This is a genomic window from Pinirhizobacter soli (assembly GCF_015905305.1).
Lineage (GTDB): Bacteria > Pseudomonadota > Gammaproteobacteria > Xanthomonadales > Rhodanobacteraceae > Pinirhizobacter > Pinirhizobacter soli.
The window spans coordinates 1,533,621-1,560,322 of the sequence record NZ_JADZLQ010000001.1; the positions used below are offsets into that span (position 1 = coordinate 1,533,621).

The window sequence follows — 26,702 nt, forward strand, 5'->3', positions numbered from 1 at the left end:
GACAGAGGGAAAACCGCCATTCTACAGCATGCTGCAAGGCAACACCGGGTGGGGATGCCGCACCCGGCGCCCGGGGACGTCACTCGCTGTCGGCCTGGCCCAGTTCCAGCGTCTTTCCCGCCTCGCGCTGGCGCAGCGCCGCCAGCAGTTGGTCGGGCGTGACATAGCTGGGGATGGTGGTGCCGTCTTCGAACATGATGGTGGGGGTGCCGGAGACTCCCAGCCGCTCACCGAGGGCGAAATCGTCGGCCACGGGGTTGGTGCAGCTGGCCTTGCCCACATCCGAGCCCTTCATCGCGGCATTGAAGGTGGCCTTGCGATCGGCGGCGCACCATACGGACACGGCGCGGGTGTACGAAGGCGTGTCGTTGCCGGCGGTGGTCTTGACACCCGTGCGCGGCCAGAACAGGTACTGCACGGCAATGCCCTGCTTGTTGAATTCATCGATGTGCTTGTGCAGTTCGCGGCAATACGCGCAGTCGACATCGGTGAACACGGTGACGGTGTACTTCGGCTTGGCCGGGGCGAACACCAGCTTGTGGCTGTCGTCCACCTTCGCCAGTTCCGCGCGGCGCGTGCGTGCCCAGGCGGTTTCAGTGAGGTTCTGCTTGCCGCCGATGTCGATGACATCGCCGTTCATCATGTATTTGCCATCTGCGCTGACATAAACCAGGCGACCGGAAGCCATCACCTGGTAGAAGCCCGGCATCGGCGCAGGTTCCACGCTGTCGATATGGATATCGCGGCCGAGTGACTGCACGGCGTCGCGGACGGCTTTCTCGTTGCCATCGGCAGCGGACGCCGTTGCTGCCAGGCACAGGCTGGCGGCGAGGGTGAACAGCGTTTTCTTCAACATCGAACAACTCCGACTTTCCGGGGCTTCCCGCGCAACCGGGAGGCCGACACCCCTCGCGAACCTGCGCAGCGTGCGTCCTGCACGGCCCAAGCACATACCATTGTCGCACACCCTCGGTGACAATCAGCCGCGCGGGTGATGCGCAGCGTGAAGGCGTTTGAGGCCCTCGCGGGCAACCAGGGTGTAGATCTGCGTGGTGCTGAGCGCGCTATGGCCCAGCAACATCTGCAGCGCGCGCAGGTCTGCGCCGTGGTTGAGCAAATGCGTGGCGAACGAATGCCGCAGCACGTGGGGCGAGACGCGCCGGGCCAGGATGCCGACCGATTGCGCATGGCGCTTGACGATGGTCCAGAACATCTGCCGCGTCATGCCCTGCCCGCGCACCGACAGGAACAGCGGATCGGGCCGCGAGCCGGGCTTCAGGTGCAGCGGCCGCACCGTCGACAGGTAGCGGTCGATATGTTCCAGAGCCACCTGTCCCACCGGCACCAGGCGATCTTTGCCACCTTTGCCAGTGACGCGCAAAACGCCCTGCCTGGGGTTGTAGTTGCCCAGCGACAGTTCCACCAGTTCCGACACGCGCAGGCCCGAGGCGTACATCAGCTCAAGCATCGCGCGGTCGCGTTGCCCCAGCGGTGTTCCGGCGTCGGGCGCGGCCAGCAGGGCCTCCACTTCACGCTCGGCAAGGGCCTTGGGCAGGCCGCGCGGGGTCTTGGGGCGCTGCATCAGCAACGTGGGGTTTTCGCGCGAGGGTTCGTTGCGTGCCAGGTGCGCGTAGAAACGGCGGAAGGAAGACTGCCTGCGCGCCATGCTGCGTACCGATACCGGCTGCGCTGCGTGATAGGAGGACAGATCCTCGCGGCTGGCGGCGGCCAGGTTGCGTCCACGCGTGGCGAGCCAGCGGGCAAGGCCTTCCAGGTCTTGCCGGTAGGCCTCAAGCGTGCGGTCGGCCAGGCCGTCTTCTGACCAGACGCGCTCGACGAAGGCTGCGATTGCCTGCGCATCGTCGTGGGCGATAATGGCGACCCGCTCGTCGCCGGCGATTGGCTGCTTCATGCCCTGCATGCTGTGGCCTCGCACACCGCCCGGCAAGCCCCACATCCGGATTGCCCTTGACCACCCAACCCTTGCCTCCCTCCCTCGCGCGCCGCGTCGGCGCCATCGTCTACGACGCGCTGGCGGTGACGGCGATCGTGATGGTGGTGGGCCTGCTGTGCCAACTGGCCACCGCCGGGCATGTGACCGACGGCGCGCGCATCGCCTGGTGGTATCAGCCGCTGCAGGGGCTGGTGGTGGCGGCGTATTTCCTGGTGTCGTGGACCCGCGGCGGCCAGACCTTGGGCATGCGGCCCTGGCGCATTCGCGTGACCACCCTCGACGGCCAGCCCGTCACGCTGGCTCGCGCACTGCTGCGCCTGGCGGTGGGCGCCCTGCCCCTGTTCGGCCTGGCGATCTTCTGGGTGGGCACGATGCGCTGGGCGCTATGGGCGCCGGTGGTGGGCTGGGCGATATGGCTGATTCCCGCCTTCTTCGACCAGCGGCGGCGCGCCCTGCACGATCTTGCCGCCGGGACTTGGCTTGTCCGGCTCGGGTAGACGCACATCCGATCCGGTCCCACACTGGGGGGCATGACAGTCCACGCGACGAGCGAAGCGGATCTGATCCGCAGCAACAGCGAGTTCTACGAACCGCTGTGGCGCGATTCGAAACTCGTGCCTCCGGAGCGTTTCAATACCTGGCCGCTGGTGCAGGAGCTTGTCGCCCATGGCTCACGCCGCCTGGAGGTGGCACCGGGCCTGCGGCCGCGCCTGCCGCTGGACGGCACGCAATTCCTGGATTTAAGCCACTCGGCGCTCGCCCAGCTGCAAAAGCATGGGGCGCGTACCGCGCACGGTCTTGTCGGCGCCATGCCGTTCGCCGATGCCTCGTTCGACTTCACCTGTGCCTTCGATATCGTCGAACACGTGCTGGACGACGACGCGGCCTTCGCGGAAATTGCCCGGGTCACCGCTTCCGGCGGCTACCTGTTGCTATCGGTTCCGCTGCACGAAGCGGCCTGGAACGCCTTCGATGAGTTCGTCGGCCATTGCCGGCGCTATGAACCGGACGCCATCGTGGCCAAGCTTGCCACCCATGGCTTCACCGTCGAACGCAGCGCCGTCTACGGCATGCAGCCGTCATCGCCGCGCCTGCTGGCCTGGGGACAGCACTATCTCACCCACCAGCGAGACCGGGCCATGTGGTGGTACAACCGCGTATTCATGCCGCTAAGCCTGCGTTTTGCCGGCAAGCTCGACTTAAAACCCGGGTTGATCGATACCACGGGCGTTGATGAAATTCTCCTGGTCTGCAAAAAAACTTCCGCGTGAACGGCAGTTACGGGCAGTGGCCTGCATTTGTGGCTAGAATGCGCCACCCCCACGGGCCGTGAATCCGTCGATGCTCTACCTCCTGCACGAATGGCAACGCACGATGTTGAGTCCGCTCAATTACTGGGCGGAAGCGAGTGCGCGCATGTTCGGCGATGCCGGCAGCGCGTTGTCGTTGCTGCCTGGCGCGCAGCGCGCGGCGGCCGGGTGCGAGCTGATGTATCGCCTGGGCAAGGATTACGAAAAGCCCGAGTTCAACATCCATAGCGTGCATGCGCATGGCCAGGAAGTGGCCATCGTGCAGCAGGATGCATTGGCACTGCCGTTCTGCAAGCTCCTTCGCTTCAAGCGCTTCAGCGACAAGCCCGATGTCATCGACGCGCTCAAGGACGACCCCGTCGTGCTGGTGGTGGCGCCGCTCTCCGGGCACCACGCCACGTTGCTGCGCGACACGGTACAGACGCTGCTGCAGAACCACAAGGTGTACGTCACCGACTGGGTGGACGCGCGCATGGTGCCGTTGGAAGACGGCGCCTTCAGCCTCGACGACTATGTCGACTACATCGAAGAGTTCATCCGGCACATCGGCGCGCGCCGCCTGCATGTGGTGTCGGTATGCCAGCCCACGGTGCCGGTGCTGGCCGCGGTGTCGCTGATGGCTGCGCGCGGCGAAGATACGCCGTTGTCGCTCACCCTGATGGGCGGCCCGATCGATACGCGTGAAAGCCCGACCCGCGTCGACGACTTGGCCACCACGCGGCCGCTGTCGTGGTTCCGCAACCAGGTGATCCACGAAGTGCCCTGGCAATACCCAGGCGCGGGCCGCAAGGTGTATCCGGGCTTCCTGCAGCACGCCGGGTTCATCGCGATGAATCCAAGCCGGCACTTGATGTCGCACTGGGACTTCTACGAAAACCTGCGTCGTGGCGACCTCGACGACGCCGACGCGCACCGCAAGTTCTACGACGAATACAACGCCGTGCTCGACATGCCGGCCGAGTACTACCTCGATACCATCAAGGTGGTGTTCCAGGAACACCGGCTGCCCCGCGGCACTTGGGATGTCGCCGGCGAACGCGTGATGCCTTCGGCCATCGGCGGCACGAAGCTGCTCACCATCGAAGGCGAACTGGACGACATTTCCGGCCAGGGCCAGACCAAGGCCGCGCACGGCCTGTGCACCGGCATCGCCAAGAAAGACAAAAAACACATCACGGTGAAGGGCGCCGGGCACTTCGGCATCTTCAGCGGCCGACGCTGGCGCGAAGTGGTTTATCCCGACGTGAAGAAATTCATCGCCAAGGCGGACACGGCCCGCGCACGGTGAAAAGAACAAGGCCCGCGCCATGCGGGCCTTTTCTTTGGGAGTGAATCAACCCGCGGCCTTCGCCTGCTCCAGCGCTACCGCCACCGCGTGCACCACCGAGGCGATGCGCACGGCGCTCTGGATCGGCTGCGCCGACAGGCCATGCTTGCGCAGGGTCTTCTCGTGCGATTCAAGGCACTTGCCGCAGCCGTTGATCGCCGACACCGCCAGCGATGCCAGTTCAAAGTCGATCTTGTCGCCACCGGGGTTGGCCATCACGTTCATCCGCAGGCCCGCGCGCAACGTGGAATATTCCTCGTCGCCCACCAGGTGCAGGAAGCGGTAGTAAACATTGTTCATGCCCATGATCGCGGCGGCGGCACGCGCACCATTGAGCTCTTCGGCGTTGGCATGCTTGGCCGCTTCTTCGGCCACGGCTTCGGTGAGCGGCTCGTAGCGCGAAGCGATGGCCGAGGCCAACGCGATCACGGCGATCTGCTTCTGGGTGAGGCCCGGCGCACCGCCTTCGGTAAGTACCGAATCCAGGTTCAGGCGCAGGTCTTTCGCATACTCGGGCAGGCTGCCCCGGAGGTCGGCAAGGCTCATGGCATTTCCTCGAAATAAGTAAATTCTGGGCAAAAAAAGGGCGGCAAAGCGATTACCTTGCCGCCCTTCGGGTGGGTCGCGTCGCGCGGGGGAGGGAGCTATTGCGCGCGACCCATGACGGTTACATCAGGCCACCTTGAGCGTCTCTTCGCCCTGGCTCCAGTTGCAGGGGCACAGCTCGTCGGTCTGCAGTGCGTCCAGCACGCGCAGCACTTCGGCCGGGTTGCGGCCCACCGAGCCATCGGTGACGTAGACGAAGCGGATGATGCCTTCCGGATCCACCAGGAACGACGCGCGCTGGGCAACGCCTTCCTCGGACAGGATGCCCAGCGCCGAGGTGAGGTCCTTCTTGATGTCGGCGAGCATGGGGAACGGCAGGTCGCGCAGGTCCTTGTGGTCCTTGCGCCAGGCAAGGTGGACGAACTCCGAATCCGTGCTGGCGGCCAGCACCTGGCAATCACGGTCGGCGAACTGGCTGTTCAGGTCGCCAAAGCCCTTGATCTCGGTCGGGCAGACAAAGGTGAAGTCCTTCGGGTAGAAGAACACCAGCGTCCACTTGCCCTTGTAGGTGTCGTTGTTGATCTGGGCAAAGGCCTTGTCGAGGCTCTCGATGGAAACCGTGGCCGTCAGGTCGAACTTGGGAAACTTGTCGCCGATGCTAAGCATGGGTGGCACTCCGTGAGGGTTGGGGGAACGATGGGAAGCGAAGGCAGACGAGAACTATAACCGGAGGCTTCACATACAGCAAATCAATTGTTCGCATAGTTATGATAGACTCAGGCTATGAATATTCGAGATCTGCAATATCTTGTCGCCCTCGCCGAGCACCGGCATTTCGGCCGCGCGGCAGACGCCAGTTTCGTCAGCCAACCCACCTTGAGTACCCAGATCAAGAAGCTGGAAGACGAACTGGGTGTTTCACTGGTGGAACGTGCCCCGCGCAACGTGTTGCTGACCGAGGTCGGCGCGGAGATTGCCCGTCGCGCACGGGGCATCCTGGCCGAAGTCGACCAGATCAAGTCCATCGCCCAGCGCACCCGCGACCCTGAATCAGGCAGCCTGCGGCTGGGCATATTTCCCACGCTCGGGCCCTACCTGCTACCGCACATCGTGCCCCTGGTACGCGAGCGTTACCCGCGCCTGGAATTGCTGCTGCGCGAAGAAAAATCCGACCAGATCCTGCACATGTTGCGCGAAGGCTCGCTCGATGCCGGCATCCTCGCCCTGCCCCTGCACGACGACAGCCTGCATACGGAATTCCTCTTCGAGGAATCCTTCGTGCTGGCCGTGCCCGAGAAGCATGCGCTCACACAATCGCGCAAGCTCACCATGGACGATCTTGCCGACCAGAGCCTGCTGCTGCTCGAAGACGGACACTGCATGCGAGACCAGGCACTGGAGGTTTGCCACATGGCCGGCGCTACGGAAAAGACAGGCTTCCGCGCCACCAGCTTAGAAACCCTGCGCCAGATGGTCGCCGCCAACGTCGGCATCACCCTGCTGCCGGCGCTGTCGGTGAAGCCGCCGGTGGCGCAGACCGGGCAAGTGCGCCTGCTGCGCTTCGCAGAGCCCGCACCGAGCCGCCGGATAGCCATGGTCTGGCGCAAGAGCTCGGCGGCCGGAGCGTTCCTGCAGGGCGTGGCGGATGTTATCCGCGGCCTGCCGGCCGACCTCTTCGACGATCACGACATCGCGGTCTGACCCTTGCGGCGCCTGGTACTGATCCTGCTGGCCATCGTGGTCGTCTTCGGGGCGATCCACTGGTGGCACCAGCGACCGGCCCGGCCGGGACCAGGCGTGCTGGCACCCGATGTACCGGTGCAGGTCGACCTCGACGCGGACCAGGGCACTCGGCTCGTGCGGGGCGATGTCGTGCTCACCACACGGGCCCATTTCTCGATGACGGCCCGCGTGCTGGCACGCGAGGACTACGAATTCGACGACCTGGCCCCCATCGTGCCTACGGACCTTGCCATGGGCTGGGGGCGGATGTCCGATACATCGGTGCTAAAGAGCATCGAAATCTCGCAATCAGGCCGGTTCTACTACTGGCATGTCGAGCAATTCCCGATTCCCGAGGGAGAAATCGTCGCGTCGAGCGCGAACATGCACATGATCCCCGCCGACGACGGGGTGAAGCGCGCGCTGGCGCGGGTCCGTCCTGGACAGGTCGTACACGTAGAAGGCTTCCTGGTGGACATCAACCGCCGCGATGGCCGCTGGTGGCATACCTCGCTCACCCGCACCGACTCAGGCGCGGGGGCCTGCGAGATCATCTACGTCGAATCGATCTCGGTTCAGTAGGCAAGAAGCCGGTGCAGCGGGGTCTCGCCCAACCAGCGGGACCGCCCGTTGAGCGTGGTCAGCTCGATCACCACACTGCCGCCTACCACCGTGGCACCTAAGTGCTCCACCAGGCGGCGGCCGGCTTCCAGAGTGCCGCCGGTGGCCAATACGTCGTCGACGATGATCGCGCGCTGCCCCGGGCGCAGGGCGTCGATACGCGCCTCCAGGCGATCCATGCCGTACTCGAGCACGTAATCCACGCCCACCGTAAGCGGCGGCAGTTTGCCCGCCTTGCGCAGGGGCACGAACCCCGCACCCAGCCGCGCCGCCATCGCCGCGCCGAAGATGAACCCGCGCGATTCGATGCCACAGACCACCTCCACACCGGCGCCGCGCCAGGGCTGGCACAACAGATCCAGGCAGCGGGCAAAGCCGTCGGGGCTGGCCAGCAACGGGGTGATGTCCTTGAATCCGACACCAGGGCGGGGGAAGTCCGGCACGTGCCGGACCAGCGCTTCGATCTCATCCATCGCAAGGCTTCATCGTGGGGGGAAAGGCCCGCCCACGATAACCGAGGACGGTGACACTCAGGCGGGAAGCAGTCCCGGGAAATCGAGGTCGCCGCTACTGGCAATCGCGCGAGCCTCGGCAAGGTCGGCGTCCACGGCGCGGACGATCGATTCGGCCGCGGCAGCGCAAGGCTCGGGCACCATCACGTTCAGTAAATCGCATACCGGCAGCTGCCCGATGCCGCCGGTAAGGAGCTCACCGGAGACGAAGGCCGGGATCTCCGCGCGTTCGAGCGCATCCTTGACCAGATGCGCGTCGAAGATATTCACGGCCCGGTAGACGATGTACATGGCAGCACGCTAGCGCGCGGCGGCCATGCGGCGCAAGACCGGGTAGAATCGAAGGCTTGTCTTAGGCCCTCCTGGAACACGAACCGATGTCCACCGACCACCTGCCCACCGGCCCCACCGACGACGCCACGGGCGAAATCCGTGACTTCATCCGGCAGATCGTTCGCGAGGACCTGGCCTCGGGCAAACACGCGTCCATCCACACCCGCTTTCCCCCCGAGCCCAACGGCTTCCTGCACATCGGCCACGCCAAGGCGATCTGCCTGAACTTCGGCCTGGCCCAGGAATTTGGCGGCGCGTGCAACCTGCGCCTGGACGACACCAACCCTGCCAAGGAAGACCCGGCCTTCGTCGATGCCATCAAGCACGACGTGCACTGGCTCGGCTTCGACTGGTCCGAGCTTCGCCACGCCTCCGATTACTTCGGCGTGTTCTACCTCGCCGCCGAGAAATTGATCGAGCAGGGCGACGCCTACGTGGACGACCTCTCGCCCGAAGAAATGCGCAAGTTTCGCGGCACGCTCACCGAGGCTGGCCGCAACTCGCCTTTCCGCGACCGCGGCGTGGAAGAAAACCTTGCCCTCTTCCGCCGCATGCGCGCGGGCGAATTCGCCGATGGCGCGAAAACACTGCGGGCGAAGATCGACATGTCCGCCGGAAACATCAACCTGCGCGATCCGGCGCTTTATCGCATTCGCAAGGTGGCCCACCAGAATACCGGCGACGCCTGGCCGATCTACCCGATGTACGACTTCGCGCATAGCTTGTCGGACGCGCTGGAAGGCATCACCCATTCGCTGTGCACGCTGGAATTCGAAGACCACCGCCCGCTGTACGACTGGTGCGTGGACAAGGTCGACCTGGTCAACCATCCGACGCTATGGCAGCACCTGGTCGAGGCAGGCATCCCTACCGTTCCCAGCAAGCCCAGGCAGATCGAATTTTCGCGGGGCAACATCAACTACACGGTGATGAGCAAGCGCAAGCTGCTGAACCTCGTGCAGGGAAACCTCGTCGACGGCTGGGACGACCCGCGCATGCCCACCATCGCCGGCGTCCGCCGCCGCGGCTTTACCGCCGCAGCGCTGCGCCTGTTCTGGGAACGCATCGGCGTGAGCAAGCAGAACAGCGTGATCGACCTTGGCGTACTGGAAGGCTGCGTCCGCGAAGACTTGGACTCCCGCGCCGAACGGCGCATGGGCGTGGTCGATCCGCTGAAGGTCACGCTCACCAATCTCGATGCCTCCCACGTCGAAACCCTCACCTTCCCCAATCACCCGAAGGATGAATCCTTCGGCACGCGCCAGGTGCCTTTCACCGCCAGCGTGTGGATCGAACGGGAGGATTTTGAAGAAGTGCCGCCGAAGGGTTTCCATCGCCTGAAGCCCGAGGGCGAAGTGCGGCTGCGCGGCGTGGGCATCATCCGTTGCGATGAAGTGGTGAAGGATGCCGCAGGCCTCGTCGTGGAGCTTCGCTGTTCGCTCGATAAGGACACCCGCCACGGCATGCCCGGCGCCGACCGCAAGGTCAAGGGCACCATCCATTGGGTGAGCGCCCACCACGGCGTGCCCGCCGAGATCCGCCTGTACGACCGCCTCTTCAACGTGGCCGACCCCGACGACGACAGCGACGGCAAAACCTACGAAGACCACATCAACCCCGACTCGGCGCGCGTGGTGCATGGCTACGTGGAGCCGGCCGCGGCCACCATCGCCGTGGACCAGCGCGTGCAATTCGAGCGCATGGGTTATTTCGTGCCCGACTCCCACGATCATGCCGCGCCCTCACGGATCGTCTTCAATCGCGTGGTTACCCTGCGCGATAGTTGGGCAAAGCAGGCCGGGAAGTGACCATGTTGCTGGCGCAGATCCACCTGACACTTCCCGTGTGGGTCAACGACGCGGTCGATGAGCGCCGCGTGTACGCGTCGGACGAAGACAAGGTTGGCCTGGCCATCGCGCTGTCGGCGGGTAACGTGGCACACGGTACCGGTGGACCGTTCGGCGCCGTGGTGTTCGACGGTGAAGGGCGCGTGGTGGCGGCTGGCGTCAATCGCGTGGTGCCGCACAGCTGTTCGGTGGCCCACGCGGAGATCATGGCGTACATGAGCGCACAGCAACGCCTGCAGCGTTTCCGCCTGAACGAAGGCGGCGGCCGCTACCTATTGGCCACCAGCGCGCAGCCGTGTTGCCAGTGCTACGGCGCCACTGTATGGGCGGGCGTGGACGAGCTCCTGATCGGCGCGCGCTCGACGGATGTGGAAGAGCTCACCGAATTCGACGAAGGCCCGCTTCCGGCCGACTGGGTGGGCGAACTGGAACGGCGAGGCATCGCGGTACGCACGGATATCCTGCGCGACGACGCGCGAAAGGTATTGGCTGCATACGGGCAGGAAGGCCCGGCGTATTGAGCCGCTGGCGCGCAGCGCTCCCCCTCCTCCTGCTGGTCGCCACCGGCATCGTGCTTTTCTGCTCCGGCGCCTTTGACCGCCTGAGTCCCACGAACCTGGTCGCCGACCAGGACATGCTGCATGCGATGGTGGCGGCAAGCCCGCTATCCACGCGACTGACCTTCATCGGCCTGTTGACGCTGGCGGTGTCCACGGGTATCCCCGGCACCGTGGTGATCATCTTTGCCGGCGGGCTGATGTTCGGCCTGGTCGATGGCGCGATCTGTTCCACCATCGGCCTGGTGCTGGGGTCGCTATTGCTGTTCCTGGCCAGCCGGTACGCCTTCGGTGCAGGCTCCAAACATCCACCGGTGCTGGTGGAACGGCTTCGCCACGGCTTTGGCAGCCATCCGGTGAGCTACACCTTGTTCCTGCGCCTGGTCCCCATCTTGCCCTTCGGCGGCATGACCGTGGCCTTGGCCTGGCTGCGCTGCCCGCTGTGGCTGTTCCTGGGCGCCACGGCCGCGGGTGGTGCCGTCACCACGGTATTTGAAACATCCATCGGCGCGGGGCTGGACGTGGCCATGGCACAAGGCCAGCCGCTGGACGCCAGCCTGCTGCTCAATCATCACGTCTTGATCCCGATGGGGGCGTTGGCCCTGCTGGCCCTGCTTCCGCTGCTGGTGGGCCGGCTACGCGGCCGGCCATGAAGCCCTAGCGCATCGCGCGGATCAGGCCACTGCGCGCATGGATCTTGCCGCAGCCGGTGCAACGCCTGGAGATGCCGTGACGACTCTCGCGTTCGGCCTGGAGCAGGCAGCCGCAGACAAAACAACTTGCCACCGCCCCTGATTTCCAGCGCAGTAGCCGCAAGCTGGCCAGCCCCACCAGGGCGGCGGCCAGCAAGAGCAAGGCATAACCGGCCACCGAAGTGAGCGTCAGAGTCGATTCGGCGGCATCGGCGGCGTCGGCACCCAGGCTGCGGCCCACGCTTGCCAGGGCTGCGCCCGACGCGGCCACGCAGGTGGCAGGGGCATACAGGCGAAAGAACATGCGCGAGAGATAGGTCACGGTCTTAAGCCCCTTGGATTGTCGCAGAGCGTGTCCTGACCGCCGTGCAAGACGGGTGAACGCTGCACGCCATCACCACGCGGCAGCGGCGACCATGCCCCTAGCCGAGGCAAGGAACCTGACGTGGACCATCGAAAGCGCCCCGAGACCTACACCATCGACCACTTCGAAGCGGTGGACGACAGCACCCAGATCGAACCTCATCACCTTCCCCAGGCGTGCGCCGTGCTTTCCGGCGCGCCCGACCGCGAATGGCATCAATACTTCCTCGAATCCGCGCGCCAGGTCGAGCAGGCACGCCCGGGCATGCGGCTGGAGCTGTTGGCCGATCGCCTGCGCTTCTACACGCGCGCATCGACCGCCGAGGAAACCTGCTCTGCCGTGATCGCAGCGGTCCGCGACACCAACCGCGCTTACATGACGGTGCGGGAAGCTGAGAACCGCCGCACGGCCCAGCGCCGCGATGAAGTAGAAGAGCTGGGCAAAAAGCTGAAAGTGATCAGCAAGAACCTTGGCAAGGCTGCAGGCTGACCACAACTGGTGTGCGTTTCCGGCATTCCTTCACCGTCAGCGAATTATTCCTTCCAGCGTTGGTCAAGTTACCGGGCTGGGTGAAGCATTTGACTTAGGATCGAGCGACTTGCGCAAATGGATCTGCATTATCGCCGGCGGCCCCGACCACGGCGCGCTGGTACCACAGTGGTGTGACTTCACTGATTCGATGCCGCCGTCGTTCGATTCCAGCGACGGTCGCCCGCTCAAGCCGATTTCCTGCGTCAGTAACGGCGAGGACCATCGCTGCGTGATGATGCATCCACGCGCCACTCCCTTCGAAGTGGAAATGGCGGTGGCGATGCTGACAGCTTCGTTGGAGACGCCGCTTACTTAACGGTGACGGTAATTTTCTTCGACACGATCGCCGGGTCGAAGGGAATATGGTTTTCGTCACCCAGTTCCAGCTGCAAGGTGTGCTTGCCCGGGGCCAGCTTCAGCGAGGTTTCGGTCTGGCCCTTGCCGAAGTGGATATGGGTGGCGTCGTTGGGGATGGGCGCGCCTGCGGACGGCAGGGTGTCTACATCCACCAGCAGGTGATGGTGACCGGTCCCTTCCTTCTTGACACCAGCGGGAGCCACGCCCATGCCCTTCAGGCCGAAGACCACGGTGACCTCGGGACCGACGGTGGCGCCATCCTTGGGCGAAACAATATAGACCTCGGCGCCGGCCGGGGCCTTGGTGACCGGCAGCGCCGGGGTGTCGGCAGCCATGGCCGTGGCCGTGGCCAGCGAGGCAAGCGCAAGGCTCATGATCAGTCGCTTCATCGGTGTGTCTCCTTCTTAGGGGGAAGACGAGTATAGGCGCGCGCTGCCGTCGCCTGCGGGGTTCGACCTTGGTCGGGTGGCAACAGGCCCTCGTCCATTTACCATGGGCCGATTCGCGGGCCAGCCAGGTCCGCGCACCACCAGGGGGAAGACCATGTCGGACACCACGGCCGATGCCGGAATACTGGCACGGGAACGCATCATCGCCGGACCGAAATTCAACCGCTGGCTGGTGCCCCCCGCGGCGCTGGCCATCCACCTTTCCATCGGCATGGCCTACGGGTTCTCGGTGTTCTGGCTGCCGATGACCAAGCTGCTGACGGGCACCGATGCCGCTGCCTGTGCAAACCTGGGCTTCTTCGCCCAGATGTTCACCAGCACGTGCAACTGGACGGTTCCGGCGGTCAATCACATATTCGAAACCTTCATCGCCGTCCTGGGCATTTCCGCCTTCATCTGGGGTGGCTGGCTTGAACATGCCGGGCCGCGCAAGGCGGGCTTCTACGCCGCACTGTGCTGGGGCGGCGGGCTGGTGCTGGGAGGCATTGGCGTTTCCATCCACCAGTTGTGGCTGGTGTACCTGGGCTGCGGTTTGCTCGGCGGCATCGGACAGGGTTTGGGCTACATCACTCCCGTTTCCACCTTGATCAAATGGTTCCCCGACCGGCGCGGCCTTGCCACCGGTTTTGCCATCATGGGCTTCGGCGGTGGCGCCATGATCGGCGCTCCGATCGCGGTGAAGCTGATGTCCGTCTTCAGCGTAGGCAGCGTGTCAGGCGTCCCCGCCACGCTGATGGTGATGGGCGCGATCTACCTGGTGGCGATGTCGCTGGGCGCCTTCGGCTTCCGCGTGCCGCCCAACGGCTGGAAGCCGGCCGGCTGGGTACCCAAGCCTGAAAAATCCACGGGATTGATTTCAAATCACCACGTGCATCTGTCGCGTGCCTGGCGCACGCCGCAGTTCTGGATGGTCTGGATCGTGCTGTGCATGAATGTCACCGCCGGCATCGGCGTGCTGTCGATGGCAAGCCCGATGTTCCAGGATGTCTTCGGCGGCGAACTGCTGGGCCTGAAAGGTTCCGGCACCGCCGGCCTCTCCGTCGAACAGAAGGCAGCCATCGCTGCCGCGGCTGCGGGCCTGGTGGGATTGATCAGCCTGTTCAATAGCGTCGGCCGCCTGGCATGGGCCTCGGCCTCGGACTACCTCGGGCGCAAGGCGACGTATGTCGTGTTCTTCGTGCTCGGCATCATCCTGTACTGCACGCTGCCCACGCTCGGGCACATGGGCCTGGCCGCCTTGTTCGTGATCGCGGTGTGCGTGGTGATGTCGATGTACGGCGGCGGCTTTGCCACGGTGCCGGCGTACCTGGCCGATCTCTTCGGCACCCAGATGGTCGGCGCCATCCATGGACGGTTGCTTACGGCCTGGTCGGTGGCGGGCGTGGCCGGTCCCATGCTGATCGCCTCGCTGCGGCAGAAGCAGCTGGACGCCGGTGTGGCCAACACGCTGGTATACGACCGCACGCTGTATATCCTGGCCGGACTGCTGCTGATTGGGCTGATCGCCAATGCGATGGTGCGGCCGGTGAACGCGAAGTACCACATGACCGAGGCCGAGCTCGCCCACGAACGCTCGCTGCAGCACGAGGCGTCTACTGATGTAGCGCAGCGGGCGGCAGCGGCACGCGGCCCGTTCGGCGTGATCGGCGTGCTGGCATGGCTGGCCGTGGGCATCCCGTTCCTGATCGGGGTGTACATCGCGCTGGCCAAGGCGGCGGCGCTGTTCTAACCGTCCGGGTAGCAGATACAACGACGGCCCGGGCTCACACCCGGGCCGCTGTTTTCTCGACGGCCACTACATCTGCGAGCGGCACTCATTCGCCCAGGCACGAGCCTCGGCGATGAGAAAATGCAGGGCTTCAGCTTGCGTGGACATCGACAAGCCGACATAGCGACGGTTGAGCACCACGTCGCCCTGGTCAATGAGTGAAAATCCGTCTTCGAACAACTCCACTTCGAATCCGCGCACGCGCGCGATCCGCCCCTGGATCGTTTCTGAACGAGTCATGTTGTCCCTCTCCCCGGGTGCATCCTGCACTGCCGGGCGGCGCTTCGCAAGTTATGATGGTCCGATGCCCTTGCGCGCCCTTGCCCTCGCCGCCTGCCTGCTCCTTTCCGCCTGTGCCAGCGGCCCGGCGCCACAACGCAGCCCGCTTGCCCGCTGGACGCCCTCGCCCAACGAAAGCGCCCGTCGCCCTGAAATTATTGTGCTGCACCATACGGCGATTCCTGACATGGCGACCTCGCTGCAGGTGCTGCGCCAGCCAGGTGGCGACGACCCGGTAAGCGCCCATTATCTGGTAGGCCCCGACGGTGAAATCCGCCAGCTGGTGGACGACGGACGCCGTGCCTGGCACGCGGGGGCATCGCGCTGGGGCACCATCACCGACGTCAACTCAGCCTCGATCGGCATCGAGATCGTCAACGACGGCCACTCACCCTTCCCGCCCGCGCAGATCCAGGCACTGGTCGCGCTGCTCAACGATGTGACGCAACGGCTGGGCATCGCCAAAACCGCCGTGGTCGGCCATGCCGACATCGCGCCGGGGCGCAAGGATGATCCGAGCGTTTATTTCCCGTGGGCGGAATTGGCGCGCTATGGATTCGGGCGCTGGTACGCGCTCCCACTGGCGCCGGCACCGCCCGGCTTCGATGCGATGAACGCCCTGCGCCTGGTCGGCTACGACACGCGTGATCCGCGCGCGGCGGTGGTCGCCTTCCACCGGCACTTCCGCGCGAGCGAAGGCGATGTCCTGGACGCGACGGATGCGGCCATCCTGGCGTCGTTGACGCGCTAATTCACTAGCGCCCCAACGCGAACCTAATACCAAAGTCCTATCGACGCATTCCGTCGAGTCTGCTTTGATCGTGTGTGACCTACTGGAAGTCCATGTTAGCGGCAGGCTGACTGATTTCATCCGTCAAGGAGATCTCATGTCATACGACGCCAAGCCGCCGTCACCCGGGCGACGCAAACTATTAGGTGCCGCGGCAGCTACATTCGCGGCGGCCCCGTTGGGCATGCTCGGGTTTTCCGAGAGGACCATCGCCATGGGCAGCACTGCAAAACAGACAAGCAGCCATGGGGCTGCCATCACGCCGTTTCAGATCCATGTTCCGGATGCTGACCTTGTCGATCTACGCAAGCGCGTGGAAGCAACACGATGGCCCAGCCGTGAAACGGTGCCCGATACCTCCCAAGGCGTTCAGCTGGCGACGATGAAGGCGCTGGCGAGCTATTGGGTGAAGGAATATGACTGGCGCAAGGTCGAAGCGAGGCTCGATGCCTTGCCGCAGTTCATCACCCAGATCGACGGGCTGGACATCCATTTCATCCATGTCCGTTCGAAGGAAAAGAACGCGCTGCCGCTTATCGTTACGCACGGATGGCCTGGATCGATCATCGAGCAGCTGAAGATTATCGATCCGCTGACCAATCCCACCGCACATGGCGCAATCGCGTCGGATGCATTCGACATCGTGATTCCCTCGCTTCCGGGCTATGGGTTCTCAGGCAAGCCCACCGCTCCTGGCTGGGATCCGCCTCGTATCGCCCGCGCCTGGATCACGCTGATGCACCGCCTTGGATACAAACGCTTCGTGGCGCAAGGAGGCGACTGGGGTGATCCGGTAACCGAGCAGATGGCCGTACTGGCGCCTTCGGACGTCATGGGTATTCACTTGAACATGCCCTCCACCTTGCCGCCGGAGATTGTCAAAGCGCTCAGCGCGGGCGGCCCGCCTCCGCCGGGTCTCTCACCCGACGAACGCCATGCTTATGAACAGCTGGATTTCTTCTACAAGACGGGTCTGGGCTACGCCAACGAGATGAGGCTCAGGCCACAGAGCCTGTACGCCATCGAGGATTCACCGGTTGGTCTTGCGGCGTGGATACTCGATCACGACGCGCGCAGTTACGAGTTGATCGCACGCGTATTCGACGGCAAGCCCGAAGGCCTTACGCGGGACGACATCCTGGATAACATCACGCTCTATTGGGTGACCAGCACGGCGATCTCTTCCGCTCGCCTGTATTGGGAAAACAAGCTTGCGTTCTTCGTCCCGCAGGGCGTTACGGTGCCTGTGGCTGTCAGCGCCTTTCCCGATGAGCTCTACCAGGCGCCGCAGAGTTGGGCCAAGGCGGCCTTTCCCAAGCTCGTGCACTACAACCGGTTGCCCAAGGGCGGGCACTTCGCCGCGTGGGAGCAGCCGGCGCTGTTGTCGGAAGAAGTTCGCGTCGGGTTCAGATCGTTGCGGTAGCAGGCTTCAAACCGCTGCTACGCATGGTGGGCCGTGATGGATTCGAACCATCGACCAACGGATTAAAAGTCCGCTGCTCTACCAACTGAGCTAACGGCCCGGAGCGATAGCCTGATAGTTTAACCGGTTGGGTTGGCCTGTCACAACACGTAGCGGGTGGGATCGGGCAGGCCGGCGGCCTCGAAGCCTTGCCGGCGCAGGCGGCAGGCGTCGCAGTGACCGCAGGCGCGGCCTTCCGCATCGGCCTGGTAGCAACTGACCGTCTGGCTGAAATCGATACCCAGGCGCGCGCCCTCGCGGGCGATATCGGCCTTGCTCATGGCCATCAGCGGGGCGTGAATGGTCATCCGGTGGCCTTCCACCCCGGCCTTGGTGGCGACGTTCGCCAGGGCCTGGAATGAGTCGATGAAGGCCGGGCGACAGTCGGGGTAGCCGGAATAGTCCACCGCATTGACGCCGCAGAAGATGTCGATGGAGCCAAGCACTTCGGCCCAACCCAGCGCGATGGAAAGCATGATGGTGTTGCGGGCCGGCACGTAGGTCACCGGGATGCCCTCACCGCCCTCTTCCGGCACATCGATATCGGCGGTGAGCGCCGAGCCGCCGATACTGCGCAAGTCCACGGTTACGGTTTTGTGCGCGGCGGCGCCAAGCATGCTGGCCACACGTGCGGCAGCGGCGAGTTCGGAGTTGTGGCGCTGGCCATAGGCCACGCTCAGCGCGAACACTTCGAAACCCATATCCCGGGCCAGGGAAATGGTGACGGCTGAATCCATGCCGCCGGATACCAGCACCACGGCGCGGGGTTGTTTCACTTCGTTCATCGCTCGACTCGATCAGTGGCCCGCGGCGTCGTTCCACAACAGCTTGTGCAGCTGCATCTGGAAACGCACCGGCAGGCGTTCGGCCAGGATCCACTCGGCAAGCTCGCGCGGATCCACCTTGCCGTGGACGGGGGAGAAAAGCACCATGCAGGTGCGGTCGATCGCATGCTGGACGACCGCATCGCGCGACCATTCGAAATCGCCACGGCTGGCGATGACGAACTTGACCTGGTCGTGGGGCAACAAGTGTTCAAGGTTCGACCACAGGTTGCGCGCGCTCTCGCCGGAGTCCGGCGGCTTCAGATCCATCACCTTGCGCACGCGTGGATCGACCGCCGAGACATCCAGGGCGCCGGAGGTCTCCAGCGATACCTCGTAGCCGGCATTGCAAAGCTTCTCCAGCAGCACCAGGCAGCGCTTCTGTGCCAGCGGCTCACCGCCCGTCACGCAGACGTGCCGCGCGCCATGGCGGGCCACCTCGGCTTCGATGGCTTCGATGTCGTGCCACTGGCCGCCGTGGAAGGAATATTCGGTATCGCACCACACGCAGCGCAGGGGGCATCCGGTGAGGCGCACGAATACCGTGGGCCAGCCGATGGCATCGGCCTCACCCTGGATGGAGTGGAAGATCTCGGTGATGCGCAGGCGTTCGGCCCGGGGGGCCGCCGCGTTCGCCACGGGGGCCTCGGCGTTCATCGCTATGGCCCGTCAGTTCGCCGGCTGCTGCATGCGGCGCAGGCGCTCGGCGGCAAGGCTGGCGGCCTTGGAGCCGGGATACTTCACCGACACCGATTTGAGCGTGGCCACTGCTTCGTTCTGCTGCTTGAGCAACTGCTGGCAGTAGCCCATCTTCAGCAGCGCGTCGGGCGCTTTCTCGCTGGTGGGCCAATGGCCGACCAGGCGCTTGAAGGCTTCCAGCGCCACGGAATAGTTGGTGGCGCCGTAGTACGACTCACCCAGCCAGTAATAGGCGTTGGGCGCCAGCGGGCTGTCCGGGTACTTGGTGAGAAAATCCTTGAAGCCCTTGGCGGATGTAGCGAAATCGCCGCCGCGCAAGGCGGTGAAAGCCGTGTTGTAGGCCGTTTGCTGGGCCGGGTCGACCGCCTGCGGGGCGGGCGCCTTGGCAGCGGCGGCCGGTGCTGCGCCACGGCCACCCACGGGGGTGATCGAAGCTGCCTGCGGAGGCGGCGCCATCATGTCGTCGGTGGTGCTGTCGGCGGAAGCTGGCGTGGGCGTGGTGGCGGCCGATGCCGCTGCAGGGCCTGCGCCGGGTGCGCCCGCGGGTGCGGCGCCTGTACGGTTGCCCTCAAGACGCCCCAGGCGGGTGTCGAGGTCCACGTACTGGCTCTTGCCGGAATCCTGCATGGTCTGCAGCTGATGCTGCAGTTCTTCTATCTTGCCCTGCAGCTGGGCGTTCTGCTGCTGCAGTTCGGAAATCTGGTTGACCGTGCTTGCATTGGCCTGGTTGGCCTGCGCCTGTTGTTCCAGACGACTGACGCGATCGGCCAGGGATAGACGCGTATCTTGCGCCTGCACGGGGAAAGCAAAGCCAAACAACGTGGCGGCCATGAAGGCCGCCACGCTGCAAGTGGCCAGGTGGTTCCTGGACAACACCATCATTACTTCGCGGTGTATTCGATCTCAACGCGACGGTTCTTCGACCAGCAGTCTTCGTTGTGCTCGCGGCAGGTCGGATCTTCCTTGCCCTTCGAGACGACGGTGACCTGGCCCGACTGGCCAGCCAGCACGCCCTGGACAGCATTGCCACGGCGCTCGCCGAGGCCCAGGTTGTACTCGCGGGTGCCGCGCTCGTCGGTGTTGCCGGTCAGACGGATCTGAGCCGACGGACGATCACGCAGGTACTTGGCGTGGCAGGCGAGGAAAGCCTGGTATTCCGGCTTCACTTCGTTGCTGTCGAAGTCAAAGTACACAGTGCGCTGACGCAGGCAGTCGACGGTGTCGAGCGACTCGGGCGTGTAGGCGCCGTCGTTGGTCGGGGCCTGGGTCTGGGCCATCGGCTCCGGCGGCGGCGGAGGCGGGGTCTTGACAGCCTTCTTCGAGCAAGCGGCCACCGCGCCAACGCAGAACAGGGCGGCGAGGGTGACGCGAACGGTCTTATTCATGGGACGTTCCTTCAACAGTTTGGGATCCGACAGTCGGTTTTCTTTTTGGGACAGGCTCGCCGGTGGTCCGGCTGTTGTTTTTAAAGCTGGCGCCGGCTGGGCGCTGTCCCGCACCCGTGCCCACGCTTTCGCAGATGACCTTCTAAAGCCAACCGCCAAATTCTCTCATGGCAAAGGCGCGGAATTCCGCGCCTGCCGTATTTCCCCGTCGCGCCGTGCGCGCCTGGGGCTTAACGCTGCCGGTAGGGTCCCCAAGACGGTTCGCGGACATCGCCGTCCGACAGAACCAGGCGCTGGCGCACCAGGCCATCGGCCGATACCGCATACAGCACACCGCGGGTTCCCTGCGATGCAGCATAAAGAAGCATCCCGGCGTTCGGCGCAAAGCTGGGCGAATCGTCGACGTTACCCGGCGAAACGTAGCGCACCTGGCCGCCAAGACTACGGTCCATGATGGCGATACGATACACGTTCCCGTTGCCCTGCACCATGGCAATTTGCTTGCCGTCGTAGCTGACCGAGGCGCTGGCGTTGAAACCGCCACTGAAGGTGATGCGCTGGGCATCCCCCCCGCCCACCGAGGTCTGGTACAGCTGCGGCTTACCGGAGCGGTCGGAGGTGAAGATGATCGACTGGCCATCCGGGGTAAACACCGGTTCCGTATCGATCGATACGTTGTTGGTGATCCGGCGTTCCTGGCGGGAGGCGACGTCGATGACGAAGATCTCCGGGTTCCCTACATAGGACAGGGATACCGCCAGCTTGCTGCCGTCCGGGGACCACGCCGGAGCGCTGTTGATGCCGCGGGGGTGCGAGGCCAGCAGGGTACGGGAACCAGTGCCGATATCCTGCACATAGACGGCCGAATTGCCGCTTTCGAACGACACATAGGCGATCTTGCGGCCGTCCGGCGACCATGCCGGCGACAGCAGGGATTCCTTCGAACGGGCCACGACCTGGGGGTTGTAGCCATCGGAATCGGCCACGATCAGGGAGTAGTTGGCGTTGCGGTTCAGGCCCACCGCCGTGACATAGGCGATGCGGGTCCAGAAGGCGCCACGGACGCCGGTGATCTTTTCATAGATCTGGTCGGCGATCTGGTGGGCCACGCCGCGCAGGTCGCCTGCCGGGGCGGTAAACGCCTGGGACAGCATGCTCTGCTGGCGGTTGACGTCCCACAACTCGTATTCCACCCGCAGCATGCCGCCACCGGCATCGACGATGCGGCCGACGGTGATGTAGTTCTGCTTGAGCAGGCGCCAGGTGGCGAACTGGATGTCCGCCCCCTTCGAAGGCATCTCGACGATGTCCTTCTTGTCCAGGGCGCGGAATTTGCCCGAACGGTTGAAGTCGGCCCGCATGACGTCGGCGACGTCAGTGGGCAGCGGGGTGCCTTCGGCCTGGGCAAAGGGCACCACGGCGATCGGCGTGGCGGACTTCAAGCCCTGGGTAATATCGACGTTGAGCGACTGGGCGGCCACGGGGCCGGCCACGAAGGCGGCCGCGGCGGCAAGGGCGAAGGCAAGGAGATGGGTCAGTTTTCGCATGGGCGGGATCATTGCGGCCTGAAGGTGATGGTTATGTCACGCTGGAAGACGGACTCGAAGCCCTGGTAGGGCAAGGGCTTGGCGGCCAGGACGGCGTTTTCGACCGACTGGCGACCGGCAGCATCGTACGGACAACTGGAATCCACGCTGACGCTGAGGACATCGCCGCCCGGAATCTGGGTGACATGCACCTTGCAGCTTGTCCCGGACTGGACGGTATCGGGCTGGATCCAGTGCTGGGTCACCGAATTCTGGATGGCGGCCTGGTAACGGCCCACGAGGCCCGTATCGGCGCCATTGGTGCCGGTCTGCTTCTGGTCGGCGTTGGGCAGGTCCGGCAGGGCGTCATTGGAGGCGTTCTTGAGCTCCTGGGCTTTGTCCTGGGCCTGTTTCTTGGACGCGTCGGCCTTCTTGGTCGCGGCCTGCGCCGCGTCCAGCTTGTTGAAGAGCTCGTCGATTTCCTTCTGTTTCTTGGCCTTGGCGGCCTGCGCGTCGAGCTCGGCCTGCTGCTGCTTCTGCTTCTCTTCCTGAAGCTTTTTCGCGTCGTCGGCCTTCTGCAATGCGTCCTCGACCACCTTTTCCTGGTCTTTCAGGTCCGGCTGCTTGGGCGGTGGCGGGAGATCGCGATCGGGCGGCTTGACCGGGGGTGGCGGTGTCGGCGGTGGCGGCGTGGGAGGCGGCGGGGTTGCATCCTTGACAGGTTTTGTCTTGGCAACCTTCGGCGGCGGCGATCCGGTAGGGCCGATCAGGGTGGCATTGATGATCTGGCCCGGCAGCTCGATCGGCCGTTCGCAGGTGATCGGGTTCCAGGACGCAGGCAACCCCAGCTTGTCGAAGAAGCCGGCGTAGTCCGAGCACGGCAGGATCGCCAGGAACAGGAAGGCGACGATGCCAAGGTGCAGGATGGCGGCAAGGACGACCGCCTTGGGCGTGCCCTTAGGGTTTTCCATTCTTCCCGCCCGACTGCGGCTGGCTCATCAGTCCAATGTTGGAGACACCCGCGGTCTGCAGGATCGGCAGGATCTCGTAGAACTTGCCGTACGGCACGCGCTCGTCACCGGCGATCAATACCTGCAGTTCCGGGTTGGCGTCGTGGAACGCGGTGATCTTGGTGCGCAGGCCGTCGATGTCCGTGGGCTGGCGCTTGGTGCCTTCGAAGGTGAGATACAGCTGACCCGCCTCGTCGACCGAAATGACGACAGGGTCTTTCTTGTCTTTGAGCGATTTCGCTTCGGTCTGCGGCAGCTGGATGTCCACCCCGAGGTTCATCATCGGGGTGGTGACCATGAAGATGATCAGCAGCACGAGCATGACGTCGATATAAGGCACGACGTTGATCTCGGACTTCAGCTTCCGTTTGACCCGCTTGGTTGCGTGGCGCATAGGGTTATCGGCTCCCGCCGGCTCAGGCCAGGTCGTCGGAAGACTGGATCTGCCTCTGCAGCACCGAGGAGAACTCTTCCTGGAAGACCTCGTAGCGCGAGGCGATCCGCTCGACCTTGTTGGCGTAGCGGTTATAGGCCCACACCGCCGGGATGGCGGCGAACAGGCCCATGGCCGTGGCGATCAGCGCCTCGGAGATATGCGGGGCCACCACCGAAATGGTGACGTCCTTCATTTCGCCCAAGCCCTGGAAGGCGCCCATGATGCCCCACACGGTGCCGAACAGACCCACGTATGGGCTGATGGAACCAACGTTGGCGAGAAATTCGAGGTTTTGTTCCAACTTGCCGATCTCGCGGGTGCCGGCCACGCGCATGGCGCGCTCGGCGCCCTCGACCACGCGGGCCGGATCACTGCCGCGGCTCTTGCGCTGGCGGGCGAACTCGCGGAAACCGGCTTCGAAGACGTTGTCCAGGCCGTGGGCGTGGTCGCCGCGCGCGCTGACCTCGCGATAGAGGCCCGCAAGATCGGCGCCCGACCAGAAGCGCTCCTCGAAGCTTTCGGCGTTGTCGTGGGCGATTTTCATCTGCGAGTACTTGCGGATGATGATCACCCAGGACAGGAACGAGAACACCAGCAAGAGCAGCATCACCAGCTGGACGGGAATGCTGGCATCGGTAACCAGCTTGAATACGTTCAGTCCACCGTTCATCGGATCAGGGCTCTCCAGCGGGTGCAACGACAAGGGAATGGGGGAATAGATCGGGGGGAATCGCTACCGGCCGCATGGAGGCAAGCTCCACGCAGGCGACCCGGACCGTGGCGCGCAATAGCGGCGTCCCGTCGATCCGGTGAATCTCCTGGGCGAAAAGAATACTTGCTGAACGACGCTGTTTGACCGTCACCGTGACCAGCAGTTCATCATCCAGTCGGGCCGGGCGGAGGAAATCCAGGGTCATTTCCCTCACCACGAAGGCCAAACCCGTGTTCTGGCTCAGGCGCACCTGGTCCATGCCGCCTGAGCGGAGGAACTCGGTACGGCCCCGTTCCAGGAAGCGCACGTAGCTGGCGTGGTAGACCACGCCACCAGCGTCCGTATCTTCCCAGTAGATGCGGACCGGCCAGGAAAACTCGGCGTTCATGCCTCGTCGCTGCCGAAAAGGTCCGGCGCCTGCGGCTGCCGTGGCGGCGGCGACAGGCCCAGGTGCCGCCAAGCCTTGGCGCTGGCCATGCGGCCCCGGGCGCTTCGGATCAGGAAGCCCTGCTGGATCAGATACGGCTCAACCACGTCCTCGAGCGTGCCGCGGTCTTCAGAAAGCGCAGCCGCCAGCGACTCCACGCCCACCGGACCACCCTCGAAGTTATTGATGATGATGTGAAGCAGGCGTCGGTCGAGGTCGTCGAAGCCTTCCTGGTCCACCTTCAGCATGTCCATGGCCGCACGGGCGGCCAGGTGGGTGATGGTGCCGTCGCCACGCACTTCGGCGAAGTCGCGCACACGGCGCAGCAGCCGGTTGGCGATGCGCGGCGTGCCGCGTGAACGACGGGCGATCTCGACCGCCCCTTCCAACGCGCACTCGATGTTGAGGATGCGCGCGGCACGGCGGACGATCGCGGTGAGCTCGTCCACATCGTAGAACTGCAGGCGTTGGATGATGCCGAAACGGTCGCGCAGGGGGCCGGTGAGCAGGCCCGCGCGGGTGGTGGCGCCGATCAGGGTGAAGGGCGGCAGGTCGAGCTTGATCGACCGGGCTGCAGGCCCCTCGCCGATCATGATGTCGATCTGGAAATCTTCCATCGCCGGATAAAGCACTTCCTCCACCACGGGGGAAAGCCGATGGATTTCATCCACGAACAGGACGTCGTTGGGCTCGAGGTTGGTCAGCAGGGCTGCCAGATCCCCTGCCCGCTCCAGCACCGGGCCTGAAGTGGTGCGCAGCTTCACCCCCAGCTCGTGGGCAATCACGTGGGAGAGGGTGGTCTTGCCCAGGCCGGGCGGTCCGAAGATCAGTGTGTGGTCAAGCGCGCCGCCCCGCCGCCGCGCCGCCTCGATATAGATGGCCATTTGCTCGCGCACCGCCTGCTGCCCGAGATACTCGGACAGTCGCTTCGGGCGGATCGAAGCCTCGAGGGCCTCGTCGTCCATGGCGGCAACGGCGGTGACGATGCGGTCGGTCATTGCCACATTATGGCATTAACGGGGTTTACCCCCGGCCATCAGGGGCTGCCCCGCTCCAGAAAGACGCAATGCATGCGAATCGGCAGCAGGAACTGGTCTTCGATGAGAAAGACCCCGCTCTGCCCAGCCACGGCACGCCGACCTGCACAGACCATCCTGGCAGGGAGAACAAGAGAGCGTGAGGAAGGTGGCCCCTCACATCAGCGGGCGAATCCGCCTGGGCGACGTCGATGCGGTCCGCCGGGCACTTTAAAGGTGCAGTCGCTTCGCGATAGATTCTATGAGGTGGCCGTAATAATTATTTACGTATTGATGCAGATTCAACTCACGGATGCCCCTGAGTACGTCCATATAGGTATCGTAGTCCTTTATATCGCCGCTTTCCTTGTATCTGTTGTCCGCGGCGCGGATGAATTCATCGATTGTTGGCGGGTGGACGTGGCTCTTGCCCGCATCGTCCTTGCGCTCCAACTCAAATTGACGCTGGTAAATCCAGTCCGCGAGATCTCGCGTGTCCAAGAAACGGTCGTCCACCATACCAATAAGTCCATAGTCTTCGATAATATTTTGGGCATCAAAGTAGTCAATGTCTTCCTTGTATTCCGGATGGCCTACGACATCGTTTATGACATCTCTAATGATATCGTCGGTCGTCTTTGACGCGGAAGAAATAATTGCATTGCGTCCAACCCCTCTATCCAGCAGGCTTAAACATATATTCTTTCTGGCGTCGGATGGGTCGGGCTGATATAAATCGAAACTATGCCTGCTTGAACTACCAAGCTCCCTATCCGAGCAAATCTCGTTTGCTACATCTGCCAAGCACCTGACTTCCGAATATGCAATGGAGAAGCCGTCGTGACGATGCGCATCCAGACAATTATCAATCGCCCTTGCGATGGGCATCGTGTTTGGGGAAAGAGCTTTGGCAGTGGCCCCGGGAAATGAGCTTGCCAGGAGGCCATAGACAAGCGTCGAAGCTGGATGCTTGACGGCGGCGCTAGCCATACTGGCCGCTGCATGCTGGGACACCGAGAAAAGATTGCCAAAAAAACCTTGGCTGGTAGTTTTTTGCAGACCCAGTTTGCCCTCAAAAGTTTCTATTTGGCGCTGATGGTGAAACTGATTCAATTGGAGGGCGACATTCTGTGGCAAGTTTCCCAACTTCATGGTTGTTTCCTATCCAATGGCAATTCGGTTGCCCCCAGCAAACCAGGGAACCCTGCCATCCTAGTCACGCCCTCCAGCGAAGACTTTCAATATC

General features: G+C 64.0%; 33 protein-coding genes and 1 tRNA gene. 13 read left to right on the forward strand and 21 right to left on the reverse strand.

Going from position 1 to position 26,702, the window contains the following annotated elements; translation table 11 throughout:
• Window positions 1-79 precede the first annotated feature (79 nt).
• Both NDK18_RS06675 and xerD read right to left on the reverse strand, forming a co-directional pair.
• Window positions 80-856: a disulfide isomerase DsbC N-terminal domain-containing protein gene (locus NDK18_RS06675; protein WP_250625092.1), complete on the reverse strand. Its 777-nt coding sequence runs from the start codon at window positions 854-856 to the stop codon at window positions 80-82.
• Between the two features lie 123 nt (window positions 857-979).
• On the reverse strand, window positions 980-1,912 hold the full coding sequence (xerD, locus tag NDK18_RS06680; protein WP_250625091.1) for a site-specific tyrosine recombinase XerD: 933 nt from the start codon (window positions 1,910-1,912) through the stop codon (window positions 980-982).
• A gap of 56 nt (window positions 1,913-1,968) precedes the next feature.
• Between xerD and NDK18_RS06685 the strand changes: the two genes are divergently transcribed.
• From NDK18_RS06685 to NDK18_RS06695, 3 genes are all read left to right on the forward strand, one after another.
• On the forward strand, window positions 1,969-2,451 hold the full coding sequence (locus NDK18_RS06685) for an RDD family protein (RefSeq protein ID WP_250627369.1): 483 nt from the start codon (window positions 1,969-1,971) through the stop codon (window positions 2,449-2,451).
• Between the two features lie 33 nt (window positions 2,452-2,484).
• Window positions 2,485-3,225, forward strand: coding sequence for a class I SAM-dependent methyltransferase (locus NDK18_RS06690; protein ID WP_250625089.1), 741 nt, complete (start codon window positions 2,485-2,487; stop codon window positions 3,223-3,225).
• A gap of 70 nt (window positions 3,226-3,295) precedes the next feature.
• Window positions 3,296-4,552, forward strand: a complete 1,257-nt coding sequence (locus NDK18_RS06695; protein ID WP_250627370.1) for a polyhydroxyalkanoate depolymerase — start codon at window positions 3,296-3,298, stop codon at window positions 4,550-4,552.
• A gap of 45 nt (window positions 4,553-4,597) precedes the next feature.
• On the opposite strand, the gene ahpD is transcribed toward NDK18_RS06695, so the two are convergent.
• Both ahpD and NDK18_RS06705 read right to left on the reverse strand, forming a co-directional pair.
• Window positions 4,598-5,137: an alkylhydroperoxidase, AhpD family gene (gene ahpD / locus NDK18_RS06700; protein ID WP_250625087.1), complete on the reverse strand. Its 540-nt coding sequence runs from the start codon at window positions 5,135-5,137 to the stop codon at window positions 4,598-4,600.
• 126 nt (window positions 5,138-5,263) lie between these two features.
• Entirely contained in the window at window positions 5,264-5,803 is a 540-nt protein-coding gene (locus NDK18_RS06705) for a peroxiredoxin (protein WP_250625086.1), read from the reverse strand.
• A gap of 117 nt (window positions 5,804-5,920) precedes the next feature.
• Between NDK18_RS06705 and oxyR the strand changes: the two genes are divergently transcribed.
• Together oxyR and NDK18_RS06715 are read left to right on the forward strand one after the other, a co-directional pair.
• Window positions 5,921-6,838: a DNA-binding transcriptional regulator OxyR gene (gene oxyR / locus NDK18_RS06710; protein WP_250627371.1), complete on the forward strand. Its 918-nt coding sequence runs from the start codon at window positions 5,921-5,923 to the stop codon at window positions 6,836-6,838.
• A 3-nt stretch (window positions 6,839-6,841) separates the two neighbouring features.
• Window positions 6,842-7,441, forward strand: coding sequence for a hypothetical protein (locus NDK18_RS06715; protein ID WP_250625084.1), 600 nt, complete (start codon window positions 6,842-6,844; stop codon window positions 7,439-7,441).
• On the opposite strand, the gene NDK18_RS06720 is transcribed toward NDK18_RS06715, so the two are convergent.
• Both NDK18_RS06720 and NDK18_RS06725 read right to left on the reverse strand, forming a co-directional pair.
• A complete protein-coding gene (locus NDK18_RS06720; protein WP_250625083.1) occupies window positions 7,435-7,953 on the reverse strand; it encodes an adenine phosphoribosyltransferase in 519 nt (172 codons plus the stop codon). The genes NDK18_RS06715 and NDK18_RS06720 overlap by 7 nt on opposite strands.
• Window positions 7,954-8,010: 57 nt before the next feature.
• Window positions 8,011-8,283, reverse strand: coding sequence for a putative signal transducing protein (locus tag NDK18_RS06725; protein WP_250625082.1), 273 nt, complete (start codon window positions 8,281-8,283; stop codon window positions 8,011-8,013).
• A gap of 86 nt (window positions 8,284-8,369) precedes the next feature.
• Between NDK18_RS06725 and NDK18_RS06730 the strand changes: the two genes are divergently transcribed.
• Genes NDK18_RS06730 through NDK18_RS06740 form a run of 3 tightly spaced genes read left to right on the forward strand, consistent with a single transcriptional unit; the run spans window position 8,370 to window position 11,382 of the window.
• On the forward strand, window positions 8,370-10,133 hold the full coding sequence (locus tag NDK18_RS06730) for a glutamine--tRNA ligase/YqeY domain fusion protein (protein ID WP_250627372.1): 1,764 nt from the start codon (window positions 8,370-8,372) through the stop codon (window positions 10,131-10,133).
• 2 nt (window positions 10,134-10,135) lie between these two features.
• Window positions 10,136-10,693, forward strand: a complete 558-nt coding sequence (locus NDK18_RS06735) for a nucleoside deaminase (protein ID WP_250625080.1) — start codon at window positions 10,136-10,138, stop codon at window positions 10,691-10,693.
• On the forward strand, window positions 10,690-11,382 hold the full coding sequence (locus tag NDK18_RS06740; RefSeq protein WP_250627373.1) for a TVP38/TMEM64 family protein: 693 nt from the start codon (window positions 10,690-10,692) through the stop codon (window positions 11,380-11,382). Before NDK18_RS06735 ends, NDK18_RS06740 begins: the two co-directional genes overlap by 4 nt.
• Window positions 11,383-11,386: 4 nt before the next feature.
• Here the strand turns inward: NDK18_RS06740 and NDK18_RS06745 are convergent, their stop codons facing one another.
• The gene (locus tag NDK18_RS06745) at window positions 11,387-11,743 is read right to left on the reverse strand and encodes a hypothetical protein (RefSeq protein ID WP_250627374.1); all 357 of its coding nucleotides are present in this window, start codon (window positions 11,741-11,743) and stop codon (window positions 11,387-11,389) included.
• Between the two features lie 123 nt (window positions 11,744-11,866).
• Here NDK18_RS06745 and NDK18_RS06750 point away from each other — a divergent pair, with 123 nt between their 5' ends.
• A complete protein-coding gene (locus NDK18_RS06750; RefSeq protein WP_250625077.1) occupies window positions 11,867-12,274 on the forward strand; it encodes a hypothetical protein in 408 nt (135 codons plus the stop codon).
• Between the two features lie 109 nt (window positions 12,275-12,383).
• Complete coding sequence (locus NDK18_RS06755) at window positions 12,384-12,632, forward strand: hypothetical protein (protein ID WP_250625076.1); 249 nt, start codon at window positions 12,384-12,386, stop codon at window positions 12,630-12,632.
• Here the strand turns inward: NDK18_RS06755 and NDK18_RS06760 are convergent.
• Window positions 12,625-13,062, reverse strand: a complete 438-nt coding sequence (locus tag NDK18_RS06760) for a DUF4399 domain-containing protein (protein WP_250625075.1) — start codon at window positions 13,060-13,062, stop codon at window positions 12,625-12,627. The two genes, NDK18_RS06755 and NDK18_RS06760, sit on opposite strands and share 8 nt — an antisense overlap.
• A gap of 154 nt (window positions 13,063-13,216) precedes the next feature.
• On the opposite strand from NDK18_RS06760, the gene NDK18_RS06765 reads away from it, so the two are divergent.
• Window positions 13,217-14,851, forward strand: a complete 1,635-nt coding sequence (locus NDK18_RS06765) for an OFA family MFS transporter (protein ID WP_250627375.1) — start codon at window positions 13,217-13,219, stop codon at window positions 14,849-14,851.
• A gap of 66 nt (window positions 14,852-14,917) precedes the next feature.
• Here NDK18_RS06765 and NDK18_RS06770 read toward each other — a convergent pair whose 3' ends face one another.
• Window positions 14,918-15,130 (reverse strand): hypothetical protein, encoded by a 213-nt coding sequence (locus NDK18_RS06770; RefSeq protein WP_250625073.1) that lies wholly within the window; start codon window positions 15,128-15,130, stop codon window positions 14,918-14,920.
• 64 nt (window positions 15,131-15,194) lie between these two features.
• Here NDK18_RS06770 and NDK18_RS06775 point away from each other — a divergent pair, with 64 nt between their 5' ends.
• A complete protein-coding gene (locus NDK18_RS06775) occupies window positions 15,195-15,920 on the forward strand; it encodes an N-acetylmuramoyl-L-alanine amidase (RefSeq protein ID WP_250625072.1) in 726 nt (241 codons plus the stop codon).
• 253 nt (window positions 15,921-16,173) lie between these two features.
• Entirely contained in the window at window positions 16,174-17,382 is a 1,209-nt protein-coding gene (locus NDK18_RS06780) for an epoxide hydrolase family protein (RefSeq protein ID WP_250627376.1), read from the forward strand.
• Window positions 17,383-17,406: 24 nt separating this feature from the next.
• Here NDK18_RS06780 and NDK18_RS06785 read toward each other — a convergent pair.
• The 12 genes from NDK18_RS06785 to NDK18_RS06840 all read right to left on the reverse strand — a co-directional run bounded on the left by NDK18_RS06785 (window position 17,407) and on the right by NDK18_RS06840 (window position 26,608).
• Window positions 17,407-17,482 (reverse strand) — tRNA-Lys (locus NDK18_RS06785).
• A gap of 40 nt (window positions 17,483-17,522) precedes the next feature.
• Window positions 17,523-18,206 carry a 7-cyano-7-deazaguanine synthase QueC gene (queC, locus tag NDK18_RS06790; RefSeq protein WP_250625070.1) on the reverse strand — a complete coding sequence of 228 codons (684 nt, stop codon included), beginning with the start codon at window positions 18,204-18,206 and terminating at the stop codon, window positions 17,523-17,525.
• Window positions 18,207-18,218: 12 nt separating this feature from the next.
• Window positions 18,219-18,902 (reverse strand): 7-carboxy-7-deazaguanine synthase QueE, encoded by a 684-nt coding sequence (gene queE / locus NDK18_RS06795; protein WP_250625069.1) that lies wholly within the window; start codon window positions 18,900-18,902, stop codon window positions 18,219-18,221.
• Window positions 18,903-18,914: 12 nt separating this feature from the next.
• Complete coding sequence (ybgF, locus tag NDK18_RS06800) at window positions 18,915-19,775, reverse strand: tol-pal system protein YbgF (RefSeq protein WP_250627377.1); 861 nt, start codon at window positions 19,773-19,775, stop codon at window positions 18,915-18,917.
• A gap of 50 nt (window positions 19,776-19,825) precedes the next feature.
• Window positions 19,826-20,329 (reverse strand): OmpA family protein, encoded by a 504-nt coding sequence (locus NDK18_RS06805; protein ID WP_250625067.1) that lies wholly within the window; start codon window positions 20,327-20,329, stop codon window positions 19,826-19,828.
• A 230-nt stretch (window positions 20,330-20,559) separates the two neighbouring features.
• Window positions 20,560-21,888: a Tol-Pal system beta propeller repeat protein TolB gene (tolB, locus tag NDK18_RS06810; protein WP_425502735.1), complete on the reverse strand. Its 1,329-nt coding sequence runs from the start codon at window positions 21,886-21,888 to the stop codon at window positions 20,560-20,562.
• Window positions 21,885-22,826, reverse strand: coding sequence for a cell envelope integrity protein TolA (gene tolA / locus NDK18_RS06815; RefSeq protein ID WP_250627379.1), 942 nt, complete (start codon window positions 22,824-22,826; stop codon window positions 21,885-21,887). The genes tolB and tolA overlap by 4 nt, the downstream gene beginning before the upstream one ends.
• Entirely contained in the window at window positions 22,813-23,259 is a 447-nt protein-coding gene (tolR, locus tag NDK18_RS06820; protein WP_250625064.1) for a protein TolR, read from the reverse strand. Before tolR ends, tolA begins: the two co-directional genes overlap by 14 nt.
• A gap of 22 nt (window positions 23,260-23,281) precedes the next feature.
• The gene (gene tolQ / locus NDK18_RS06825; RefSeq protein ID WP_250625063.1) at window positions 23,282-23,971 is read right to left on the reverse strand and encodes a protein TolQ; all 690 of its coding nucleotides are present in this window, start codon (window positions 23,969-23,971) and stop codon (window positions 23,282-23,284) included.
• 4 nt (window positions 23,972-23,975) lie between these two features.
• Window positions 23,976-24,401, reverse strand: a complete 426-nt coding sequence (gene ybgC / locus NDK18_RS06830) for a tol-pal system-associated acyl-CoA thioesterase (protein ID WP_250627380.1) — start codon at window positions 24,399-24,401, stop codon at window positions 23,976-23,978.
• On the reverse strand, window positions 24,398-25,438 hold the full coding sequence (ruvB, locus tag NDK18_RS06835) for a Holliday junction branch migration DNA helicase RuvB (protein WP_250625061.1): 1,041 nt from the start codon (window positions 25,436-25,438) through the stop codon (window positions 24,398-24,400). The genes ybgC and ruvB overlap by 4 nt, the downstream gene beginning before the upstream one ends.
• Before the next feature lie 249 nt (window positions 25,439-25,687).
• Window positions 25,688-26,608 (reverse strand): hypothetical protein, encoded by a 921-nt coding sequence (locus NDK18_RS06840; protein ID WP_250627381.1) that lies wholly within the window; start codon window positions 26,606-26,608, stop codon window positions 25,688-25,690.
• Between the last annotated feature and the right edge of the window lie 94 nt (window positions 26,609-26,702).